General features: G+C 56.9%; 18 protein-coding genes. 12 read left to right on the forward strand and 6 right to left on the reverse strand.

Annotated features, from left to right (window positions below):
• The first annotated feature begins 93 nt into the window (after positions 1–93).
• Positions 94–573, forward strand: a complete 480-nt coding sequence (locus tag ABLV07_RS22895) for a GNAT family N-acetyltransferase (protein WP_015703332.1) — start codon at positions 94–96, stop codon at positions 571–573.
• Here ABLV07_RS22895 and galR read toward each other — a convergent pair.
• The gene (gene galR / locus ABLV07_RS22900) at positions 534–1,550 is read right to left on the reverse strand and encodes an HTH-type transcriptional regulator GalR (RefSeq protein ID WP_015703331.1); all 1,017 of its coding nucleotides are present in this window, start codon (positions 1,548–1,550) and stop codon (positions 534–536) included. The two genes, ABLV07_RS22895 and galR, sit on opposite strands and share 40 nt — an antisense overlap.
• A gap of 619 nt (positions 1,551–2,169) precedes the next feature.
• Between galR and aas the strand changes: the two genes are divergently transcribed.
• Together aas and lplT are read left to right on the forward strand one after the other, a co-directional pair.
• Positions 2,170–4,329 carry a bifunctional acyl-ACP--phospholipid O-acyltransferase/long-chain-fatty-acid--ACP ligase gene (gene aas, locus ABLV07_RS22905; protein WP_348853838.1) on the forward strand — a complete coding sequence of 720 codons (2,160 nt, stop codon included), beginning with the start codon at positions 2,170–2,172 and terminating at the stop codon, positions 4,327–4,329.
• Positions 4,322–5,515: a lysophospholipid transporter LplT gene (gene lplT, locus ABLV07_RS22910; RefSeq protein WP_020078036.1), complete on the forward strand. Its 1,194-nt coding sequence runs from the start codon at positions 4,322–4,324 to the stop codon at positions 5,513–5,515. Before aas ends, lplT begins: the two co-directional genes overlap by 8 nt.
• Before the next feature lie 85 nt (positions 5,516–5,600).
• Here the strand turns inward: lplT and ABLV07_RS22915 are convergent, their stop codons facing one another.
• The 5 genes from ABLV07_RS22915 to ABLV07_RS22935 all read right to left on the reverse strand — a co-directional run bounded on the left by ABLV07_RS22915 (position 5,601) and on the right by ABLV07_RS22935 (position 8,935).
• A complete protein-coding gene (locus ABLV07_RS22915) occupies positions 5,601–6,641 on the reverse strand; it encodes an NADP(H)-dependent aldo-keto reductase (RefSeq protein ID WP_015369921.1) in 1,041 nt (346 codons plus the stop codon).
• A gap of 251 nt (positions 6,642–6,892) precedes the next feature.
• A complete protein-coding gene (locus ABLV07_RS22920; protein WP_004867116.1) occupies positions 6,893–7,111 on the reverse strand; it encodes a YgdI/YgdR family lipoprotein in 219 nt (72 codons plus the stop codon).
• Positions 7,112–7,234: 123 nt separating this feature from the next.
• Complete coding sequence (locus ABLV07_RS22925) at positions 7,235–7,948, reverse strand: TerC family protein (RefSeq protein WP_015369923.1); 714 nt, start codon at positions 7,946–7,948, stop codon at positions 7,235–7,237.
• 62 nt (positions 7,949–8,010) lie between these two features.
• On the reverse strand, positions 8,011–8,706 hold the full coding sequence (mutH, locus tag ABLV07_RS22930; RefSeq protein ID WP_015369924.1) for a DNA mismatch repair endonuclease MutH: 696 nt from the start codon (positions 8,704–8,706) through the stop codon (positions 8,011–8,013).
• Between the two features lie 64 nt (positions 8,707–8,770).
• Positions 8,771–8,935 (reverse strand): hypothetical protein, encoded by a 165-nt coding sequence (locus tag ABLV07_RS22935; RefSeq protein ID WP_223575784.1) that lies wholly within the window; start codon positions 8,933–8,935, stop codon positions 8,771–8,773.
• A 453-nt stretch (positions 8,936–9,388) separates the two neighbouring features.
• Here ABLV07_RS22935 and rppH point away from each other — a divergent pair, with 453 nt between their 5' ends.
• The 9 genes from rppH to recC all read left to right on the forward strand — a co-directional run bounded on the left by rppH (position 9,389) and on the right by recC (position 19,562).
• Positions 9,389–9,919: an RNA pyrophosphohydrolase gene (rppH, locus tag ABLV07_RS22940; protein WP_015703328.1), complete on the forward strand. Its 531-nt coding sequence runs from the start codon at positions 9,389–9,391 to the stop codon at positions 9,917–9,919.
• Between the two features lie 12 nt (positions 9,920–9,931).
• On the forward strand, positions 9,932–12,178 hold the full coding sequence (ptsP, locus tag ABLV07_RS22945) for a phosphoenolpyruvate--protein phosphotransferase (protein ID WP_015369927.1): 2,247 nt from the start codon (positions 9,932–9,934) through the stop codon (positions 12,176–12,178).
• A gap of 406 nt (positions 12,179–12,584) precedes the next feature.
• Positions 12,585–13,460, forward strand: a complete 876-nt coding sequence (gene lgt, locus ABLV07_RS22950) for a prolipoprotein diacylglyceryl transferase (RefSeq protein ID WP_015369928.1) — start codon at positions 12,585–12,587, stop codon at positions 13,458–13,460.
• A gap of 6 nt (positions 13,461–13,466) precedes the next feature.
• Positions 13,467–14,261, forward strand: a complete 795-nt coding sequence (gene thyA, locus ABLV07_RS22955) for a thymidylate synthase (protein WP_015369929.1) — start codon at positions 13,467–13,469, stop codon at positions 14,259–14,261.
• Positions 14,262–14,447: 186 nt separating this feature from the next.
• On the forward strand, positions 14,448–14,912 hold the full coding sequence (locus ABLV07_RS22960) for a prepilin peptidase-dependent protein (protein ID WP_047740354.1): 465 nt from the start codon (positions 14,448–14,450) through the stop codon (positions 14,910–14,912).
• Entirely contained in the window at positions 14,903–15,466 is a 564-nt protein-coding gene (locus ABLV07_RS22965) for a prepilin peptidase-dependent protein (protein WP_015703326.1), read from the forward strand. The genes ABLV07_RS22960 and ABLV07_RS22965 overlap by 10 nt, the downstream gene beginning before the upstream one ends.
• Positions 15,463–15,870 (forward strand): DUF2509 family protein, encoded by a 408-nt coding sequence (locus ABLV07_RS22970; protein ID WP_015703325.1) that lies wholly within the window; start codon positions 15,463–15,465, stop codon positions 15,868–15,870. The genes ABLV07_RS22965 and ABLV07_RS22970 overlap by 4 nt, the downstream gene beginning before the upstream one ends.
• Positions 15,855–16,178 (forward strand): prepilin-type N-terminal cleavage/methylation domain-containing protein, encoded by a 324-nt coding sequence (locus ABLV07_RS22975; RefSeq protein ID WP_046883040.1) that lies wholly within the window; start codon positions 15,855–15,857, stop codon positions 16,176–16,178. Before ABLV07_RS22970 ends, ABLV07_RS22975 begins: the two co-directional genes overlap by 16 nt.
• Before the next feature lie 12 nt (positions 16,179–16,190).
• Positions 16,191–19,562 carry an exodeoxyribonuclease V subunit gamma gene (recC, locus tag ABLV07_RS22980; protein ID WP_348853840.1) on the forward strand — a complete coding sequence of 1,124 codons (3,372 nt, stop codon included), beginning with the start codon at positions 16,191–16,193 and terminating at the stop codon, positions 19,560–19,562.
• The last annotated feature ends 38 nt before the right edge of the window (positions 19,563–19,600 follow it).

Below are 19,600 nucleotides of genomic sequence, written 5' to 3' on the forward strand. Positions count from 1 at the left end.
CTTTTTGCGGAAATCCTGTTGAAGGCATTTTCCGACCCCGGATGCGCGGGCGCGAGCGGCGCGCTAGAATTCATCGATTCACAGGGGGAAAAAATGCAGATTCAACCGTTGTACGCCGCGCCGCAGCATGGGCCGCAGGTGGCGGAGTGGCTATGGCAGGCTTTTGCCGGCGATGCCTTACCGCAGGCGTTTTTTAGCAGTATTGTTGAACATAGCCAAACGCCGGGGGCGCTGCCGCTGACCTTTATTGCCACCGATGGCGAGGCGCTGCTGGGTACCGTGGGGCTGTGGCGTTGCGATTTGATAAGCCGTCAGGATCTATTTCCATGGATGGCGGCGCTGTTTGTCGCCGAAACGGCGCGCGGGCAGGGGCTGGCCGGGAAGCTGCAGCGGCACGTCATCGACTATGCCCGCCAGTGCGGTTATCCGCAGCTTTATCTCTATTCCGCCTGCCGCGATTTTTATGAGCGCTTTGGCTGGCGCTATATCGGCGAGGGCCTGGATTACCCGGCCACCGCCGTGAGCCTGTACCGCTATGACTTGTCACTTTCCGCGGGCGTTATCACCGAGTGACGGCGCACCAGCGTCGGGCTGAAGAGGTGAGTGATTTCCGGCGCCGGACGCTGTTCTGCTAGTGCCAGGGCCAGCTCCGCCGCCTGGGTCGCCATGGTGACGATCGGATAACGTACGGTGGTCAGGCGGGGGCGCACGTAGCGCGAGATCAGCACATCATCGAAGCCAATCAGCGAAATTTCCTGCGGCACCTCGATACCGTTATCGTTGAGCACCCCCATCGCGCCGGCGGCCATTGAATCGTTGTAACAGGCGACGGCGGTAAAGTTTCTGCCGCGGCCTAATAGCTCGGTCATCGCCAGCTCGCCGCCGCTTTCGTCAGGCTCGGCGAAGGTGACCAGCCGGTCATTGACGGCCAGGCCGCTCTCTTTCAGGGCATCGTAATAACCTTGCAGCCGGTCTTCGGCATCGGAAATCGCGTGGTTGGAGCAGATATAGCCAATGCGGCTGTGGCCCTGCTGAATCAGATGGCGCGTCGCCAGCCAGGCGCCGTAGCGGTCATCGAGCGCCACGCTGCGCTGCTCGAAACCCGGCACGATGCGGTTAATCAACACCATGCCGGGGATCTGTTTCATCAGCCCCGCCAGCTCATCGTCGGGGATCATTTTGGCGTGCACCACCAGCGCCGCGCAGCGGTGACGGATTAGCTGTTCAATCGCCTGACGTTCCTTTTGCACGTTGTGGTAGCCGTTGCCGATAAGCAAAAAATTACCGGTGCTGTAGGCCACCTGCTCGACGGCTTTGACCATCGCGCCGAAGAAGGGATCGGAAACGTCGCCCACCACCAGGCCGATGGTTTCCGTTGACTGCTGCGCCAGCGCGCGGGCGTTGGCATTGGGGTGGTAGTTCAGGGTTTCCATCGCCGCCGTCACCGACTGACGAGAGGCTTCACTCGCTTTTGGCGAGTTGTTGATAACGCGTGAGACGGTAGCGACGGACACTCCTGCGAGTCGGGCTACATCCTTAATTGTCGCCATACCGGACCTTTTTTAGGGTAAGCGTTTACATAATAGTTATGTTACGGGAAAGCGCAGCGGATTCAAGGCTACCGCTATTCTGGTTGATACAAATGTGACGCAGACAGAGATTAGCAGTGAAAAAGTTACACAGCACAATGCGTGGGATGCAACGGTGAAAAGAGAATTCTCATCTTTGCTTACACTTTGCGATTAGCTGTTGCGAATGTTCGCTGGTTTCGTTGAGTGATGCATTGATACTCTGGCTATCCCAGAGGTATTGATAGGTGGAGTCAACGTCATGTTGACCACTTAATTACACCAACCTGCGCAGATGCGCAGGTTTTTTTTGCCTGTTATTCATGCTGTTACAGATAGCGAGAATCGTAATACCTGGTTGCACTTAGGCTCATTCCCTTGCGTTTTCGCGCTGGCGCGATCGCGGGGAAAAACGCGACAATCAGGGTCCCAGAGGTATTGATTGGTGAGTTTCTTAAGTACGCACTTCGTACTGATTATCTTGCACCGGCCTGCGCGGATGCGCAGGTTTTTTTTATTCTGAATTTTATCCCCCACACTGCTTTTCCCCGCCTTCTCATGTAACCTGCTTGGATTACTAAATCAGCCACGCGGAGTCGTTATGCTGTTGGGATTTTTTCGATTACTGTTCAAAGGATTGTACCGGGTGCGATTGACCGGAGACACTCAGGCGCTTTATCAGGAAAAAGTATTAATAACGCCCAATCATGTCTCATTTCTCGACGGTATTTTACTGGCGCTCTTTCTGCCTGTGCGGCCGGTGTTTGCGGTCTATACGTCGATTAGCCAGCGCTGGTTTATGCGGGCGCTGACGCCGCTTATCGACTTTGTGCCGCTGGACCCCACCAAACCGATGTCAATTAAGCATCTGGTGCGCTTGATTGAGCAGGGACGCCCGGTGGTTATTTTCCCGGAAGGGCGTATTTCGGTCAGCGGTTCGCTGATGAAAATCTATGACGGCGCGGCGTTCGTGGCGGCGAAGTCGAAAGCGACCATTGTGCCGCTGCGAATTGAAGGCGCCGAACTTACGCCATTCAGCCGGCTGAAGGGGCTGGTAAAACGCCGCCTGTTCCCGCGTATTCAGCTCCATTTACTGCCGCCGACGCATCTGCCGATGCCGGAGGCGCCGCGCGCCCGCGATCGGCGAAAAATCGCCGGCGAAATGCTGCACCAGATCATGATGGAAGCGCGGATGGCGGTGCGCCCGCGTGAAACGTTATATGAGTCGCTACTGGCGGCGCAGGACCGCTTTGGCGCGCGCAAAAACTGCGTGGAAGATATTAATTTCCAGCCGGATACCTACCGTAAACTGTTGACCAAAACGCTGTTCGTCGCGCGTATTCTGGAAAAATACAGCGCGCAGGGCGAGAAAATCGGCCTGATGCTGCCTAACGCCGGTATCAGCGCGGCGGTGATTTTCGGCGCGATTGCCCGCGGGCGAATCCCGGCAATGATGAACTATACCGCCGGCGTCAAAGGACTCAGCAGCGCGATTACCGCCGCGGAAATCAAAACCATTTTTACTTCCCGTACCTTCCTCGATAAGGGCAAGCTCTGGCACCTGCCGGAGCAGTTGACTCAGGTGCGCTGGGTGTTTCTGGAAGATCTGAAAGGCGATGTCACCACCGCCGACAAACTGTGGATATTTGGCCATTTGCTGGCGCCGCGTCTGGCGCAGGTCAAGCAGCAGCCGGAAGATGCGGCGATGATCCTCTTTACCTCCGGCTCGGAGGGGAACCCAAAAGGGGTGGTGCATAGCCATAAAAGCCTGCTGGCTAACGTCGAACAGATTAAAACCATCGCCGATTTTACCGCCAACGACCGCTTTATGTCGGCGCTGCCGCTTTTCCACTCCTTCGGCCTGACGGTCGGCCTGCTGACGCCGCTATTCACCGGCGCGGAAGTATTCCTCTATCCAAGCCCGCTGCACTATCGGGTGGTGCCGGAGCTGGTTTACGATCGTAACTGTACCGTTTTGTTCGGCACCTCAACCTTCCTCGCCAACTATGCCCGCTTTGCCAACCCGTATGATTTTTATCGCCTGCGCTATGTGGTGGCAGGGGCGGAAAAACTGCAGGACAGCACCAAGCAGCTGTGGCAGGACAAATTTGGTCTGCGCATCCTTGAAGGCTACGGCGTGACCGAATGCGCGCCGGTGGTCTCCATCAACGTCCCGATGGCGGCGAAAGTCGGCACCGTCGGGCGTATTCTTCCGGGGATGGATGCCCGATTGCTGGCGATGCCGGGCATCGAACAGGGAGGCCGACTGCAGTTAAAAGGGCCTAACATCATGAAAGGCTATCTGCGGGTAGAAAACCCCGGCGTGCTGGAAGCGCCGACGGCGGAAAACCAGTACGGTGAAGTGGAAAGCGGCTGGTACGACACCGGCGATATCGTCGTCTTTGACGAACAGGGCTACGTCCGCATTCAGGGCCGCGCCAAGCGCTTCGCCAAAATCGCCGGCGAGATGGTCTCGCTGGAGGTGGTCGAGCAGGTCGCTTTGGCGGTCTCGCCAGACAAAATGCACGCCACGGCCATTAAGCAGGACGCCAGCAAAGGCGAGGCGCTGGTGCTGTTTACCACCGATAATGAACTCAATCGCGAAAAGCTGTTGCGCTACGCACGTGAACATGGCGTACCGGAACTGGCGGTGCCGCGCGATATTCGTTGGCTGAAACAGCTGCCGGTACTGGGCAGCGGCAAGCCGGACTTTGTCACCCTGAAAGGCATGGTAGAAGAGGCGGAACATTCAAATGAGTGAGTCAGTGCACACTAACGCTTCACTGTACTCGAAAGGGATGATGGCGGTGATCTGCGCCCAGTTCCTGTCGGCCTTCGGCGATAATGCGCTGCTGTTCGCCACCCTGGCGCTGATGAAACAGCTCTACTATCCGGAGTGGAGCCAGCCGGTGTTGCAGATGTTGTTTGTGGGCGCTTACATTCTCTTTGCGCCGTTTGTCGGTCAGTTTGCCGATAGCTTCGCCAAAGGCCGGGTGATGATGGTCGCTAACGGCCTGAAGCTGCTCGGCGCCGGGTGTATTTGCTTTGGCGTCAATCCGTTTATCGGTTATACACTGGTGGGTGTTGGCGCGGCGGCCTATTCGCCGGCGAAATACGGTATTCTGGGCGAACTGACCACCGGCGATAAGTTAGTGAAGGCTAACGGACTGATGGAGTCGTCGACCATCGCGGCGATCCTGCTGGGGTCAATGGCGGGCGGCATTCTTGCGGACTGGCACGTGCTGGCGGCGCTTATCGTTTGTGCGCTGGTTTATGGCGGCGCGGTGGTCGCTAACCTGTGGATCCCGAAACTACCGGCGGCTCGTCCTGGGCAGTCGTGGCGTTTCAGGCCGATGACCCATAGCTTCTTCAGCGCCTGTAAAACGCTGTGGCGTAATAGCGAAACGCGTTTCTCGTTGATGGGTACCAGCTTGTTTTGGGGCGCGGGGGTGACGCTGCGCTTTCTGCTGGTGATTTGGGTGCCCGTAGCGCTTGGGATCACCAGCAACGCGATGCCGACCTACCTCAATGCGATGGTCGCCGTCGGGATTGTGGTTGGCGCTGGCGCGGCGGCGAAGCTGGTAACGCTGGAAACCGTCTCGCGCTGTATGCCCGCCGGGATATTGATTGGCGTCGCGGTGATTGCCTTCGCGGTGCAGCAGTCGCTATTGCCAGCATTTGGCCTGCTGCTACTGCTCGGTGTGTGCGGCGGCTTCTTTATTGTGCCGCTGAACGCGCTGCTGCAGGAACGCGGGAAACATACCGTTGGCGCAGGTAACGCCATTGCGGTACAGAACCTCGGCGAAAACGTGGCGATGCTGCTCATGCTGGGGCTGTACTCGCTGGCGGTCAGCGTTGGGATCCCGCCGGTTGGCGTGGGGATAGGGTTTGGCGCGGTCTTTGCGCTAGCCATCGCCGCATTGTGGTGGTGGGGACGGCGTAAATAACGCCCCGGAGGGGGACGGACTCACAAATGTCTGCTCTCCAGTAGCCCGGGTAAGGCGTTTACGCCGCTACCCGGGTTTTACCCTCTTAAGGCGCCGGGTAGGTATATACCTTATGCACCGCTTCAATCTCCGCTAACACCTCTTCGCTCAGCTCAAGATGCAAACTTTCGACGTTGGTCTTGAGCTGCTCCATGGTCGTGGCCCCGAGCAGGGTGCTGGCGACAAATGGCTGGCGACGCACAAAGGCCAACGCCATTTGCGCCGGATCGAGATTGTGGCGTTTGGCAATGTCCACATAAGCGGCCACCGCTTTCTGCGCCTGCTCGCCGCTGTAGCGGGTAAAGCGGCTGAATAGCGTATTGCGTGCGCCAGCCGGCTGCGCGCCGTTGAGGTACTTACCGGTCAGCGTACCGAACGCCAGGCATGAATACGCCAGCAGCTCAACGCCCTCATATTGGCTCACTTCCGCCAGCCCCACTTCGTAGCTGCGGTTAAGCAGGCTGTACGGGTTTTGAATCGTGACGATGCGCGGCAGGTCGTGCTTATCGGCCAGGTGCAGATAGCGCATGACGCCAAAGGCGGTTTCGTTAGAGACGCCGATATAGCGAATTTTCCCGGCGCGCTGGAATTCGGTGAGGGCTTCCAGCGTATCGAGCAGGGTGACCACCGGCGCGGAGTCGCTCCAGGTATAGCCCAGCTTGCCGAAACAGTTGGTCTGGCGCTGTGGCCAATGTACCTGATAGAGGTCGAGATAATCGGTTTGCAGACGCTTGAGGCTGTCGTGCAGCGCGTCGCGAATGTTTTTGCGATCCAGCGCGTGATTTGGGCGAATGCTGCTGTCGTTATTGCGCGCCGGGCCGCTGACTTTAGAGGCGATAACCAGCTTTTCGCGGTTGCCGCGTTTTGCCAGCCAGTTGCCGACGTAGGTTTCGGTCAGACCCTGGGTTTCCGGGCGCGGCGGGACAGGATACATTTCGGCGACATCAATCAGGTTAATTCCCTGACTTACGGCGTAGTCGAGCTGTTCATGAGCGTCGGCCTCGCTATTTTGTTCACCAAACGTCATTGTGCCCAGCCCTAGCGTGCTGATTTCAAGAGAACTGTGTGGGATACGGTGATACTGCATAGCCGGCTTCCTTATTTTTATCAACAAGGTCAGGAGTTTCCCGACAAAACTATCTCCCCACAAACTTCAAAGCGCTTGCAGGTTGATGGGAATAACAACATGGCAGAGGGAGAGAAAAAGAGAAAGGGAAAATATCAAAAAAGCCGGGTCTGGAGATCCTGAAGGGGGTTGCCCTGGGATATAGCAGGGGGATCCCGACTCTTTTCTGTTGCTGTGGTTGTCGGAAATTGTGCTTTTAACCGACGAAAAGCTTAACGCTTAATAATTTGTGACACGTCGTCGCGGTTGATCTGCATTTTATTGCCTTGCTGATCTTCGTAGCTTATCAAACCGGTGTCATCGTCAACCGCCGGTTTACCGTCGGTAAGAATCATACGTCCGTCTTTTGTCGCCATGACATAATCGCTGCTGCAACCGGAAACCGAGAACGCCAGTCCTACGGCGGAAATCAATACTGCCCATTTTTTCATCGTCATTACCTCACTTATGGCCGCACCTCGTACCAGTATATTAATAGCCTGATTTGTGAGACATAAAAAGCAGTAAAGTCTTAAAAAGAATTGCAGCCCGCTTCCGGACTGCAATTTTGTGGCTTACAGCGGGTTTTTCTTATTGCGCATCAGGTTGAGAGTTTCGACCGCAATGGAGAAGAACATCGCGAAGTAGATGTAACCTTTCGGCACATGCACATCGAAGCTCTCCAGCATCAGGGTGAAACCGACCAGGATCAGAAACGACAACGCCAACATTTTGACCGACGGGTGACGGTCAACGAAGTCGCCGATCGGACGTGCGGCAAACATCATCACCCCAACCGCAATCACCACCGCGGCCATCATAATGAACAGATGATCGGAGAGGCCGACGGCGGTGATGACTGAATCAAGACTGAAGATGATATCCAGCAGCATGATCTGCACGATGGCGCCAAAGAAGGAGTGGACGTTGCTTTTAAGACCTTCTTCCTCGCCTTCAATCGATTCGTGGATCTCTTTACTCGCTTTCCAGATCAGGAACAGGCCACCGAGCAGCAGGATCAGATCGCGAAACGAGATCTCCTGACCGAATACGGTGAAGAGTGGATTGGTGAGCTTAACGACCCAGGCGATAGACGCCAGCAGGCCGAGACGCATCAGCATTGCACCCATCAGCCCGATACGCCGCGCATGGGCGCGTTGGGCGGTGGGCAACTTAGCGACAACCAGAGAGAGAAAAATAATATTATCGATCCCGAGAACGATCTCCAGCAGCGTCAGCGTGCCGAGCGCCAGCCAGGCGTTAGGATCGGTTATCCATGCAAATAACATTGTTCAAAGTCCTGCAAAAATAAAGTCGTAATTATATGCAGGCGTTGCGGCAGAACAAAAAATTATTCATGCCCTAATAGAAAATGACGCGCCAGCAGTGCGGCGGTAAAGTTCTTTTTCAGATAAAAGCCGCGCGGCAAAGTGAGGATTGGCTCGCCGTGGGCGCCGATCGCTTCCGTTAGCGCCTTGCTGTTGGCCGCTTTAGGGCGTAGTTGCAATACCTCGCCGTGGCGGGCGGTGATGCGTTCAACCTGGCCGAGTACGATCAAATCCATCAACTCTTCCCAGTCCATGCGCAGCTGGCGATCTTCTTCCTCGTCTGGCGTCCATAATAGCGGCGCGCCGACGCGGCGTTGCGCGAGCGGGATCTCGCGTTCGCCTTCTACCGGGATCCACAATACGCGCTGTAGCTTATGCCGCACGTGGCTGCTTTCCCAGGTCACGCCGCTATTGCCGGTTAGCGGCGCCACGCAAACAAATGTGGTCTCCAGAGGACGGCCCTGACGGTCAATGGGGATGGTTTTCAGCTCCACGCCTAAGGCGGCGAAATCCTGCTCCGGTTTGCTCCCGGCGCTGGCGCCCAGCCAAATTTCCAGCAGAATGCCAATCCAGCCTTTATCGCGTTTCAAATCGCGGGGAATGGGAACCCCCGCCAGCGCCGCCAGTTCCCCCAGCGAATAACCCGCCAGCCGCTGGGCCTGAGCAAGAAGTTGCTCCTGACTTTGCGGCGGAGCGGTAAGTGGAGCAATGGCTGGCATGATGGAAAACCTCTGGTTAAAAAGTGAGCGCTATTTTTATGCGTTGTGGATAGAGTTTACCTTTTTATGGGTAACTATACCAATGTGATGATTTATATATGTTTTTTGTCCCGTTTCTTCGCTTGTGAAAACAGTGAAAACGGGTTTTCCAGAACTGGTCACTGACAATGAACAGGATCTTACACCATGTTATCCACAGAAAAATGGGATAACTGGGGAAAAGCCCCACTACTGGTTCGATTTACAGCCTTGACGTGCGACGAAAATCGAATTTTTAGACAAAATGTGCCCGACGAGTGTGCTTTATCTGTGGATAAAAGCGGCATTGTTCGATCTTTCATCAGTTGCCGGATCGCATATGTGATGATCATCACGTTATGCTGTAATTTGTCGGTGTGAACTATGATAACTTAATGAATAGTATGTCATTATTAAGAAGCCCTATCTCTACGTCGTTCGGACTACTCTGGGTTTTCCCTGGTTAATTCCGTACTTCTTCACAACTCTATCCACAGAAAAAGTGAATAAAATGGCCCGGGGATGGCGTTCACTGTTTATAACTCGGGTGATTACTGTGAGTTATTCAAATGTTATTCGTTATCACGCCACACAGAGAGTGGTTTACCGTTTCCAACGAGTGTGAAACAATCATTCACATTGAAGCTTATTTTGAGGTAGTCCGGTGATTGATGACGATGGCTACCGCCCAAATGTCGGCATTGTAATCTGTAACCGCCAGGGCCAGGTGATGTGGGCCCGGCGCTATGGTCAGCACTCGTGGCAGTTCCCGCAAGGGGGCATTAATCCAGGCGAGTCCGCCGAGCAGGCAATGTATCGGGAATTGTTCGAAGAGGTTGGGTTAAGCCGCAAAGATGTGCGGATCCTGGCCTCAACCCGTAACTGGCTGCGTTACAAGCTGCCTAAACGTTTGGTGCGTTGGGACACAAAGCCGGTTTGTATCGGTCAGAAGCAGAAGTGGTTTCTTCTACAACTGGTCGGCAGCGATACGGCTATTAATATGCAAACCAGCAGTACACCTGAGTTTGATGGCTGGCGATGGGTAAGTTACTGGTACCCGGTTCGTCAGGTGGTGTCGTTTAAGCGCGACGTTTACCGCCGGGTGATGAAAGAGTTCGCGGGTGTGACAATGTCGCTCGCTGAAACCACACCAAAGCCACAAAGCGCGCCTGCTTATCGACGTAAAAGAGGTTAAGCCACGCACATTATGCTCACTCGGTTGCGAGAAATAGTCGAGAAGGTCGCCAGCGCGCCGCGTTTAAACGAGGCGCTGGATATCCTGGTGACGGATGTCTGTAAAGCGATGGAAACGGAAGTTTGTTCGGTTTATCTGGCTGACAACGATCGACGCTGCTATTACCTGATGGCTACGCGCGGGCTGAAAAAACCCCGTGGGCGCACAGTCGCACTCGCATTTGATGAAGGTCTTGTCGGCCTGGTGGGGCGGCTGGCCGAACCTATCAACCTCGCCGATGCGCAGAAGCATCCCAGCTTTAAATACATCCCGGCTGTTAAGGAGGAGCGTTTTCGCGCCTTCCTTGGCGTGCCGATCATCCAGCGGCGTCAGCTGCTGGGTGTGCTGGTAGTCCAGCAGCGTGAGCTGCGCCAGTTCGATGAAAGCGAAGAGTCCTTCCTTGTCACCCTCGCCACCCAGATGGCGGCGATTCTCTCCCAATCACAGTTAAATGCGCTGTTTGGGCAGTATCGTCAGACCCGCATCCGCGCGCTGCCGGCATCATCCGGGGTGGCGATTGCCGAAGGCTGGATGGATGCCAGCCTGCCGTTGATGGAGCAGGTCTACGAGGCCTCGACGCTGGACACCGCTTCCGAGCGCGAACGTCTCACCGGCGCGCTGGAAGAGGCGGCGAATGAGTTTCGTCGCTACAGCAAGCGCTACGCCGCCGGGGCGCAAAAAGAGACGGCGGCTATTTTTGACCTCTATTCGCACCTGCTATCCGATGCGCGCCTGCGCCGTGAGCTATTCGACGAAGTCGACAAAGGCTCCGTCGCCGAATGGGCGGTGAAAAAGGTCATTGAAAAATTTGCCGAGCAGTTTGCCGCCCTCAGCGATGGCTATCTGAAAGAGCGGGCGGGGGATTTACGTACTCTCGGACAGCGGCTGTTGTTCCATCTCGACGACACCACCCAGGGGCCTAACACCTGGCCTGAGCGCATTATTCTGGTGGCCGACGAACTGTCGGCTACCACGCTTGCGGAAGTGCCGCAGGACCGTTTAGTCGGGGTGGTGGTGCGCGACGGCGCGGCCAACTCCCACGCGGCGATCATGGTGCGCGCGCTGGGCATCCCGACGGTAATGGGCGCCGATATTCAGCCGTCGCTGCTGCATGGCCATATGCTGATCGTTGATGGTTATCGCGGCGATCTATTGGTCGATCCCGAACCGGTGCTGCTGCAGGAATATCAGCGGTTAATCAGCGAAGAGAACGAACTGAGCCGGCTGGCGGAAGACGATCTCGAACGCGCCTCCGAGCTGAAAAGCGGCGAACGGGTAAAAGTGATGCTCAACGCCGGCCTGAGCCCGGAGCATGAAGAGAAACTCGGCAGCTTTATCGATGGTATCGGGCTTTACCGCACCGAAATTCCGTTTATGTTGCAAAGCGGCTTCCCCTCCGAAGAGGAGCAGGTCGCTCAGTATCAGGGCATGCTGCAGATGTTTAACAGCAAGCCTGTAACCCTGCGTACGCTGGATATTGGCGCCGATAAGCAACTGCCGTATATGCCGATCAGCGAAGAGAACCCGTGCCTTGGCTGGCGCGGGATCCGTATTACGCTCGATCAGCCAGAGATCTTCTTGATCCAGGTGCGCGCGATGCTGCGCGCCAATGCCGCCACCGGCAACCTCAGCATCCTGCTGCCGATGGTCACCAGCCTCGAAGAGGTTGACGAAGCCCGCCGCCTGATTGAGCGCGCCAGCCGTGAAGTCGAAGAGATGATTGGTTACGCTATTCCGCGCCCGCGCCTTGGGGTGATGCTGGAAGTGCCGTCTATGGTCTTTATGCTGCCGCAGTTGGCAAACCGCATCGACTTTATCTCGGTCGGCACCAATGACCTGACGCAATACATCCTCGCGGTCGACCGCAATAATACCCGCGTCGCCAATATGTACGACTGCCTGCATCCTGCGGTATTGCGGGCGCTGGCAATGATCGCTCATGACGCCGAGCGTTTTGGTATCGATCTGCGCCTGTGCGGCGAAATGGCGGGTGACCCGATGTGCGTCACCATCCTGGTAGGACTCGGCTATCGCCATTTGTCGATGAACGGCCGTTCGGTCGCGCGCGTGAAATATCTGCTACGCCGTATCGATATCGAAGAAGCGCAGGAGCTGTCACGGCGCAGTCTGGAAGCGCAGATGACCACCGAAGTGCGCCACCAGGTGGCGGCGTTTATGGAGCGCCGCGGTCTCGGCGGCCTGATCCGCGGCGGACGGTAACGTAGTTAACGTAGGTCGGGTAAGGCGTTAGCCGCCACCCGACAAAAAACGGCACCGCGAGTAGTGCTGTAGCCCCGGTAAGCGGCAGCGCCACCGGGGGATTTTGAGATCGCCATCACCAGTAGTGTCAGCCATCATGGTGAATAAATTAAAGGCAGGCCGCACGGACCGTAGGTCGGGTAAGGCGTTAGCCGCCACCCGACAAAAAAACGGCACCGCGAGTAGCGAGCCAGGGGGAAAAAACCGCACGCTGTTAGCATCCGTATACATATCTTTTACACGTTCAGCGCGGATCGCACTACACGCTTATGCTATCATTCGCCTCCTTCGGAGTGCCCGTTTTAAGCGGGCACGGATCATCACCGCTGTCCACTTTCGGCGGAATAACAAGTCTTTATGGTGACAGATGAATAGTGGCTACCTGCATTTTCCGGAGTTCGATCCGGTAATATTTTCCATTGGACCGGTCTCTCTCCACTGGTACGGCTTAATGTACCTGGTTGGTTTCGTCTTTGCGATGTGGCTGGCCACCCGTCGGGCCAATCGTCCGGGCAGCGGCTGGACGAAAAATGAAGTGGAAAACCTGCTCTACGCGGGGTTCCTCGGCGTATTCCTCGGCGGCCGTATCGGCTATGTGATGTTCTACAACCTGCCGGTCTTCCTTAGCGACCCGCTATATCTGTTCCGCGTCTGGGATGGCGGCATGTCGTTCCACGGCGGCCTGATCGGCGTGATTCTGGTGATGATTATCTTCGCCAAACGCACCAAACGCACCTTCTTCCAGGTCTCTGATTTCATCGCGCCGCTGATCCCGTTTGGCCTCGGCGCCGGGCGTCTGGGCAACTTTATCAACGGTGAACTGTGGGGCCGCGTTGACCCGAACTTCCATTACGCGATGATTTTCCCGGGCTCGCGCGCTGAGGATCTGGCGCTGCTGCCGTCGCACCCGGAGTGGCAATCATTATTCGATACCTACGGCGCGCTGCCGCGTCACGCCTCGCAGCTTTATGAGCTGGCGCTGGAAGGCGTGGTGCTGTTCCTGATCCTGAACCTGTTTATCCGTAAACCGCGCCCGACCGGTTCCGTTTCCGGCCTGTTCCTGATTGGCTACGGCCTGTTCCGCATTATCGTGGAATTCTTCCGTCAGCCGGACGCGCAGTTTACCGGCGGCTGGGTACAGTACATCAGTATGGGGCAGATTCTTTCGATCCCGATGGTGCTTGCGGGTATCATTATGATGGTTTGGGCTTATCGTCACCGTCCGCAGCAACAAAACTCTTGAGGAACCATGAAACAGTATCTTGATTTGATGCAGAAAGTGCTCGCCGAGGGCACGCCAAAAAATGACCGCACCGGCACTGGCACCATCTCTATCTTCGGCCACCAGATGCGTTTTAACTTGCAGGAAGGCTTCCCGCTAGTGACCACCAAGCGCTGTCATTTACGCTCCATCATCCATGAACTGCTGTGGTTCCTGCAGGGCGACACCAACATTGCCTATCTGCACGAAAATAACGTCACAATCTGGGATGAGTGGGCGGATGAGAATGGCGATCTCGGGCCGGTCTACGGCAAACAGTGGCGCTCCTGGCCTGCGCCGGACGGCCGCCATATCGACCAGATCAGCACGGTCATGGAACAGCTGAAAAATGACCCCGACTCTCGCCGTATCATCGTGTCGGCATGGAACGTCGGCGAGCTGGATAAAATGGCGCTGGCGCCGTGCCACGCGTTCTTCCAGTTCTACGTCGCGGACGGCAAGCTCTCCTGCCAGCTGTATCAGCGCTCCTGCGACGTGTTCCTCGGCCTGCCGTTCAACATCGCCAGCTATGCGCTGCTGGTGCATATGGTGGCGCAGCAGTGCGATCTGCAAGTGGGCGATTTTGTCTGGACCGGCGGCGACACTCACCTGTACAGCAATCACCTGGAGCAGACCAACCTGCAGCTGAGCCGCGAACCGCGTCCGCTGCCGAAGCTGGTCATTAAGCGCAAACCGGCGTCGATTTTCGACTACCGTTTTGAAGACTTCGAAATTGAAGGTTATGACCCGCATCCGGGTATTAAAGCGCCAGTGGCGATTTAACCTCTCTGTAGTGATGACAAACCGGCGCCAGCAGCGCCGGTTTTTTTATGCCCTTTGCAGAATTTTGCGAGCCTGATTCCTGACGCCGCTCAACATCCTGCAACTGGCGAATTTTTTCCCGAGCCGCGACGCGAACCGTAGATTTACCATTCGAATGGATGGTCAGAGCAACGCATACTCGGCGCCATGAACAGACAGCATGGCTACACCCTAATTGAAATGCTGATCACCATGATGCTGGTGGTCATCCTCAGCGCCAGCGGTATGTACGGCTGGCAGCGCTGGCAACAGCAACAGCGCCTGTGGCAGGTCGCCTGCCAGGTGCGCGATTATCTCGTGCTGCTGCGCGATGACGCTAACTGGCACAACCGCGAGCGCGTCATTCGCGTCGGACAATCGCCCACCGGCTGGTGCCTGAGCGCAATCGGCGTGGAGGCTGAATGTCACGCGAAAACGCCTTTTACCCTGCAGCCGCTATGGCCGGGAATTACCTTGCGGCACCTGACGGCGGGAATCGGCTTCTACGGCCTGCGCAACAGCGCCTGGGCCGGTTATATTCTGCTGCAAAGCGATGGCGGAGCGTGGCGGATTGTTGTCTCTAACTGGGGGCGCATACGCCTGTGTCGGGAAGAGGAGGAATTATGCCAGTAGCGGCGCGTGGTTTTTCGCTCATTGAAACGCTGATTGCCATGGCGATTGGCGCGGTATTACTGCTCGGAGCCGCTCGTTTCCTTCCGGCGCTACAGCGCCAGGTTCTTCGCCAAACGCAGCAGCAGGCGCTGGAAAATGAGCTATGGCAGCGGGTCTATGCGTTAGCCAAACATTTGCAGCGCGCCGGATATTGCGCAGGTCAATGTCATGGTCAGGCGCTGGTGATTGCCAGCGGCGGGCAGTGCGTAATCGTTCGCTGGGATGGCAACAGCAACGGCATTTGGGATCTGGCGCCGGAGGCCGATGCCGATTCTACCGGTTTTCGCCTGCGCGACGGAGCGCTGGAAACGCGGCGCGGCGTTACTGACTGCGGCGGAAAAAATTGGGAGAAAATGACTAATCCCGCCGCTATCACGGTCACGCGCTTTCACGTTGAGCGGCAGGCGGTAAGCGGGTTCTCTCCTGAACTTATCGTTACCCTGGCGGCGCAGGCGCAATCGGACTCGCGTATTTCCGCCGAGGCGCAATATCAGGTAACGGGGTTCAACCTGTGAAACGCCAGCGCGGAGTTTCATCACTGCTGATGGTGCTGCTGCTACTGGCGCTGGGCAGCTTGCTATTGCAGGGGCTGAATCAGCAGCAGCGATCGCTGCTGGCGCAGGTGAGCGCCGAAACCCAGGCAATTCGCGATACGGCCGCCGCGCAGTCGGCGCTGCAATGGGGCAAAGGGGTGAACTGGCCGCTGCAGAGCGCAGTTGCGTGTCAACAGGAAAACAGCCAACGCTGGCGCGCGTGTCTGCGGCTTTTTAATGATGACCGCGCGCTGCTTATCGCCGGCAGCGGCACGATACAGCTGTGGCAGTCAGCGTCGATTGAACAGGGCAAGCTGCGGTATTTAGCGCATGGCTGGAGCGACTTTTGCCCGTTGAAGGAGAGTGCGTTATGCCTGATGCCGTAGCGCGCCAGCGCGGTTTTAGTCTGGCGGAGACATTATTAGCGATGGCGCTGTTAATCATGACCATCACGGCGCTTGGCGGCTATCATCGCGGGCTGGCCAGCGGCGCCGCTCAATTGAACGCCTATCGCCAGCAGTGGCGCGACGCGTGGCGCTTGAGCCTGCTTGTTCCTTCGGCGCAGCCCTATAAAGGGCAAATAAGCCGCTTGCAGACATCCAGGCAAAGTTGTGTCAGCATCACGGTAACGATCACCATGCCCGCCGCTAAGCGGGTGCAGATGAACCGGCTACATTGTCCGGTAAATCAGTAGTCAGGAGCGAATATGTTAAGGGTGTACCACTCAAACCGTCTGGATGTGCTTGAAGCGTTGATGGAGTTTATCGTCGAGCGCCAGCGGCTGGATGACCCTTTCATGCCGGAAATGGTGCTGGTGCAAAGTACCGGTATGGCGCAATGGTTGCAGATGACGCTGGCAAAGCGCTTCGGTATTGCGGCGAATATCGAGTTTCCGCTGCCGGCCAGCTTTATCTGGGATATGTTCGTTCGCGTGCTAGACGATATTCCCGGCGAGAGCGCCTTCAGTAAACAGAGCATGAGCTGGAAGCTGATGACCCTGCTGCCGCAGTATCTCGACGATGACGCCTTCACATTGCTGCGCCACTATCTGAGCGATGACAGCGACAAGCGTAAGCTATTCCAGCTAGCCGCGCGGGTAGCCGATCTGTATGACCAGTATCTGGTCTATCGCCCGGAGTGGCTGATGCGCTGGGAGGCCGATGAACGGGTTGACGGGCTGGGCGACGCTCAGCAGTGGCAGGCTCCGCTGTGGAAAGCGTTAGTCGAATACACCGCGGAGCTTGGGCAACCGCTATGGCACCGCGCTAATCTGTACCAGCGCTTTATCAGCGCGCTGGAAAATGCTGACCAGCCGCCAGCCGGGCTGCCGTCGCGGGTCTTTATCTGCGGCATCTCCGCGCTGCCGCCGGTGTATTTGCAGGCCCTGCAGGCGCTGGGCAAGCACGTCGATGTCTATGTACTCTTCACTAACCCCTGTCGCTACTACTGGGGCGATATTAAAGATCCGGCGTTTCTTGCCAAACTGATGTCGCGCCAGCGCCGCCACCACCGCGAGGCGCGTGAGCTGCCGCTGTTCCGCGACACTGAACAGGCGCCGGGGTTATTTAATGATGATGGCGAGCAGGATGTTGGCAACCCGCTGCTGGCCTCGTGGGGCAAGCTCGGGCGCGATTATATCTATCTGCTGGCCGGGCTGGAGCGCTATGAAGAGCTGGACGCCTTTGTCGATATCGCCCCCGATAACCTGCTGCATAACCTTCAGGCCGATATTCTGGATCTGCGCAACGCCGCGGTGGCAGGGCGCACCGCGCAAGAGTTCGCCAGCAGTAAGAGCAAGCGTCCGCTGGCGACTGACGACCGCAGCCTGGCTATCCACGTCTGCCATAGCCCGCAACGCGAAGTGGAAGTGCTGCATGACCGGCTGCTGGCGATGCTGGAAGAAGACCCGGAGCTGACGCCGCGCGATATTATCGTCATGGTCGCCGATATCGACAGCTACAGTCCCTATATTCAGGCGGTATTCGGCGCAGCGCGCGGCGAACGCTGGCTGCCGTGGGCGATTTCCGACCGTCGGGCGCGGGAATCTCACCCGGCGCTACAGGCGTTTATCACGTTGCTTTCTCTGCCGGATAGCCGTTTCGCCAGTGAAGATGTGCTGGCGCTGCTGGATGTGCCAGTGCTGGCGGCGCGCTTCAATATCAATGAAGAGGGGCTACGCTATCTGCGCCAGTGGGTCAATGAATCCGGTGTACGATGGGGCATGGATGACGACAACGTGCGCGAAATGGATCTCCCGGCGACCGGTCAGCACACCTGGCGTTTCGGTTTAACACGTATGCTGCTGGGATATGCGATGGACAGCAGCCAGGGCGAGTGGCAGTCGGTGCTGCCCTATGATGAATCCAGCGGGCTGATTGCCGAACTGGTGGGGAATCTCGCTTCGCTGCTGATGCAGCTCAATCTGTGGCGCCGCGGTCTGGCACAGGATCGCCCGCTGACAGAGTGGCTGCCGGTGTGCCGCGATCTGCTCACGGATTTCTTCCTGCCAGACAGTGAAACCGAAGCGGCGCTGGCGCTGATTGAACAGCAATGGCAAGCCATCATCGATGGCGGGTTGGATGCGCAGTACGGGGCTGCCGTGCCGCTATCGCTGCTGCGCGATGAGCTGGCGCAGCGCCTCGATCAGCAGCGCATCAGCCAGCGTTTCCTGGCCGGGCCGGTGAATATCTGCACCCTGATGCCGATGCGTTCTATTCCCTTCAAAGTTGTCTGCCTGCTGGGGATGAACGACGGCGTCTACCCACGCACCCTCGCGCCGCTGGGTTTCGATTTAATGAGCCAAAAACCGCAGCGCGGGGACCGTAGCCGTCGCGACGACGACCGCTATCTGTTCCTGGAAGCGCTGATGTCGGCCGAACAGAAGCTATACATCAGCTATATCGGCCGCTCTATTCAGGATAATAGTGAGCGTTATCCTTCGGTGCTGGTACAGGAACTGGCGGACTATATCGGTCAGAGCCACTGCCTTGAAGGCGATGAAGCGCTGGACTGCGATGCCAGCGAACGCCGCGTTAAAGAGCACATTACCCATCTGCATACGCGCATGCCTTTTGATGCCGCCAATTACCTGCCGGATGAAGATCAGAGCTATGCAAGAGAGTGGCTGGCCGCCGCCAGCCAGCAGGGAGAGGCGCATAGTGAATTTATCCAGCCGCTTGCGCCGCTCGATATCGACACGCTGCCGTTCGAACAGCTGTTACGCTTTTGGCAGCATCCAGTGCGCGCTTTCTTCCAGCAGCGTCTGCGGGTGAATTTCCGCTCTGAAGAGAGCGAGATCCCCGAAGATGAGCCTTTCGTGCTTGAAGGGCTAAGCCGTTACCAGTTGAACCAACAGTTGCTGAATACGCTGATTGAACAACAGGATGCGTCAGCGATGTATCGTCGTTTTCGTGCGGCGGGTGAGCTGCCTTTTGGCGCGTTTGGCGAACTGGCATGGGAGGCGCAGCGTCAGGAAATGCAGAACCTGGCTGAGCGGGTTATCGCCAGTCGTCAACCCGCGCAAAGTATGGAGATTGACCTACAGTGCAACGGTATCAATCTCACCGGCTGGCTACAGCAGGTACAGCCGGATGGGCTATTGCGCTGGCGTCCGTCGCTGCTGAGCGTCTCTCAGGGCGTGCAACTTTGGCTGGAACATCTTGTCTATTGTGCTAGCGGCGGTCTCGGCGAAAGTCGCTTGTTCGTGCGCAAGGAAGGCGAATGGCGTTTCCCGCCGCTGGCGGCTGAGCAGGCGCAGACGTATCTAAATGAGCTGGTAGAAGGCTACCTGGAGGGGATGTCAAAACCGCTACTGCTGTTGCCGGAAAGCGGCGGCGCGTGGCTAAAAGCCTGTTACGACGCGGAAAGGGATATCATGTTGATGGATGACGATACGCAACAAAAAGCGCGTAGCAAGTTCCTTCAGGCCTACGAAGGTAATATGGTGGTGAGCGGCGAAGGTGCCGATATCTGGTACCAGCGCCTGTGGCGCACCCTTGAGCCTGCGTACTATGAAGAAATTATCGCGCAGGCGCAGCGTTATCTGTTGCCGATATTTCGTTTCCATCAGTCCGAATAAAATTGTAATAGTATAAAAATTGCGCAAAAGAAGGTTGT

The sequence above is a fragment of the Klebsiella sp. CN_Kp097 genome (assembly GCF_040064495.1).
GTDB lineage: Bacteria > Pseudomonadota > Gammaproteobacteria > Enterobacterales > Enterobacteriaceae > Klebsiella > Klebsiella aerogenes.

Coding starts and splice junctions, on each gene's coding strand:
- ABLV07_RS22895 (WP_015703332.1), top strand. CDS start 94: ATGCAGATTCAACCGTTGTACGCCGCGCCGCAGCATGGGCCGCAGGTG.
- galR (WP_015703331.1), bottom strand. CDS start 1,550: ATGGCGACAATTAAGGATGTAGCCCGACTCGCAGGAGTGTCCGTCGCT.
- aas (WP_348853838.1), top strand. CDS start 2,170: ATGCTGTTGGGATTTTTTCGATTACTGTTCAAAGGATTGTACCGGGTG.
- lplT (WP_020078036.1), top strand. CDS start 4,322: ATGAGTGAGTCAGTGCACACTAACGCTTCACTGTACTCGAAAGGGATG.
- ABLV07_RS22915 (WP_015369921.1), bottom strand. CDS start 6,641: ATGCAGTATCACCGTATCCCACACAGTTCTCTTGAAATCAGCACGCTA.
- ABLV07_RS22920 (WP_004867116.1), bottom strand. CDS start 7,111: ATGAAAAAATGGGCAGTATTGATTTCCGCCGTAGGACTGGCGTTCTCG.
- ABLV07_RS22925 (WP_015369923.1), bottom strand. CDS start 7,948: ATGTTATTTGCATGGATAACCGATCCTAACGCCTGGCTGGCGCTCGGC.
- mutH (WP_015369924.1), bottom strand. CDS start 8,706: ATGCCAGCCATTGCTCCACTTACCGCTCCGCCGCAAAGTCAGGAGCAA.
- ptsP (WP_015369927.1), top strand. CDS start 9,932: ATGCTCACTCGGTTGCGAGAAATAGTCGAGAAGGTCGCCAGCGCGCCG.
- lgt (WP_015369928.1), top strand. CDS start 12,585: ATGAATAGTGGCTACCTGCATTTTCCGGAGTTCGATCCGGTAATATTT.
- thyA (WP_015369929.1), top strand. CDS start 13,467: ATGAAACAGTATCTTGATTTGATGCAGAAAGTGCTCGCCGAGGGCACG.
- ABLV07_RS22960 (WP_047740354.1), top strand. CDS start 14,448: ATGAACAGACAGCATGGCTACACCCTAATTGAAATGCTGATCACCATG.
- ABLV07_RS22965 (WP_015703326.1), top strand. CDS start 14,903: ATGCCAGTAGCGGCGCGTGGTTTTTCGCTCATTGAAACGCTGATTGCC.
- ABLV07_RS22975 (WP_046883040.1), top strand. CDS start 15,855: ATGCCTGATGCCGTAGCGCGCCAGCGCGGTTTTAGTCTGGCGGAGACA.
- recC (WP_348853840.1), top strand. CDS start 16,191: ATGTTAAGGGTGTACCACTCAAACCGTCTGGATGTGCTTGAAGCGTTG.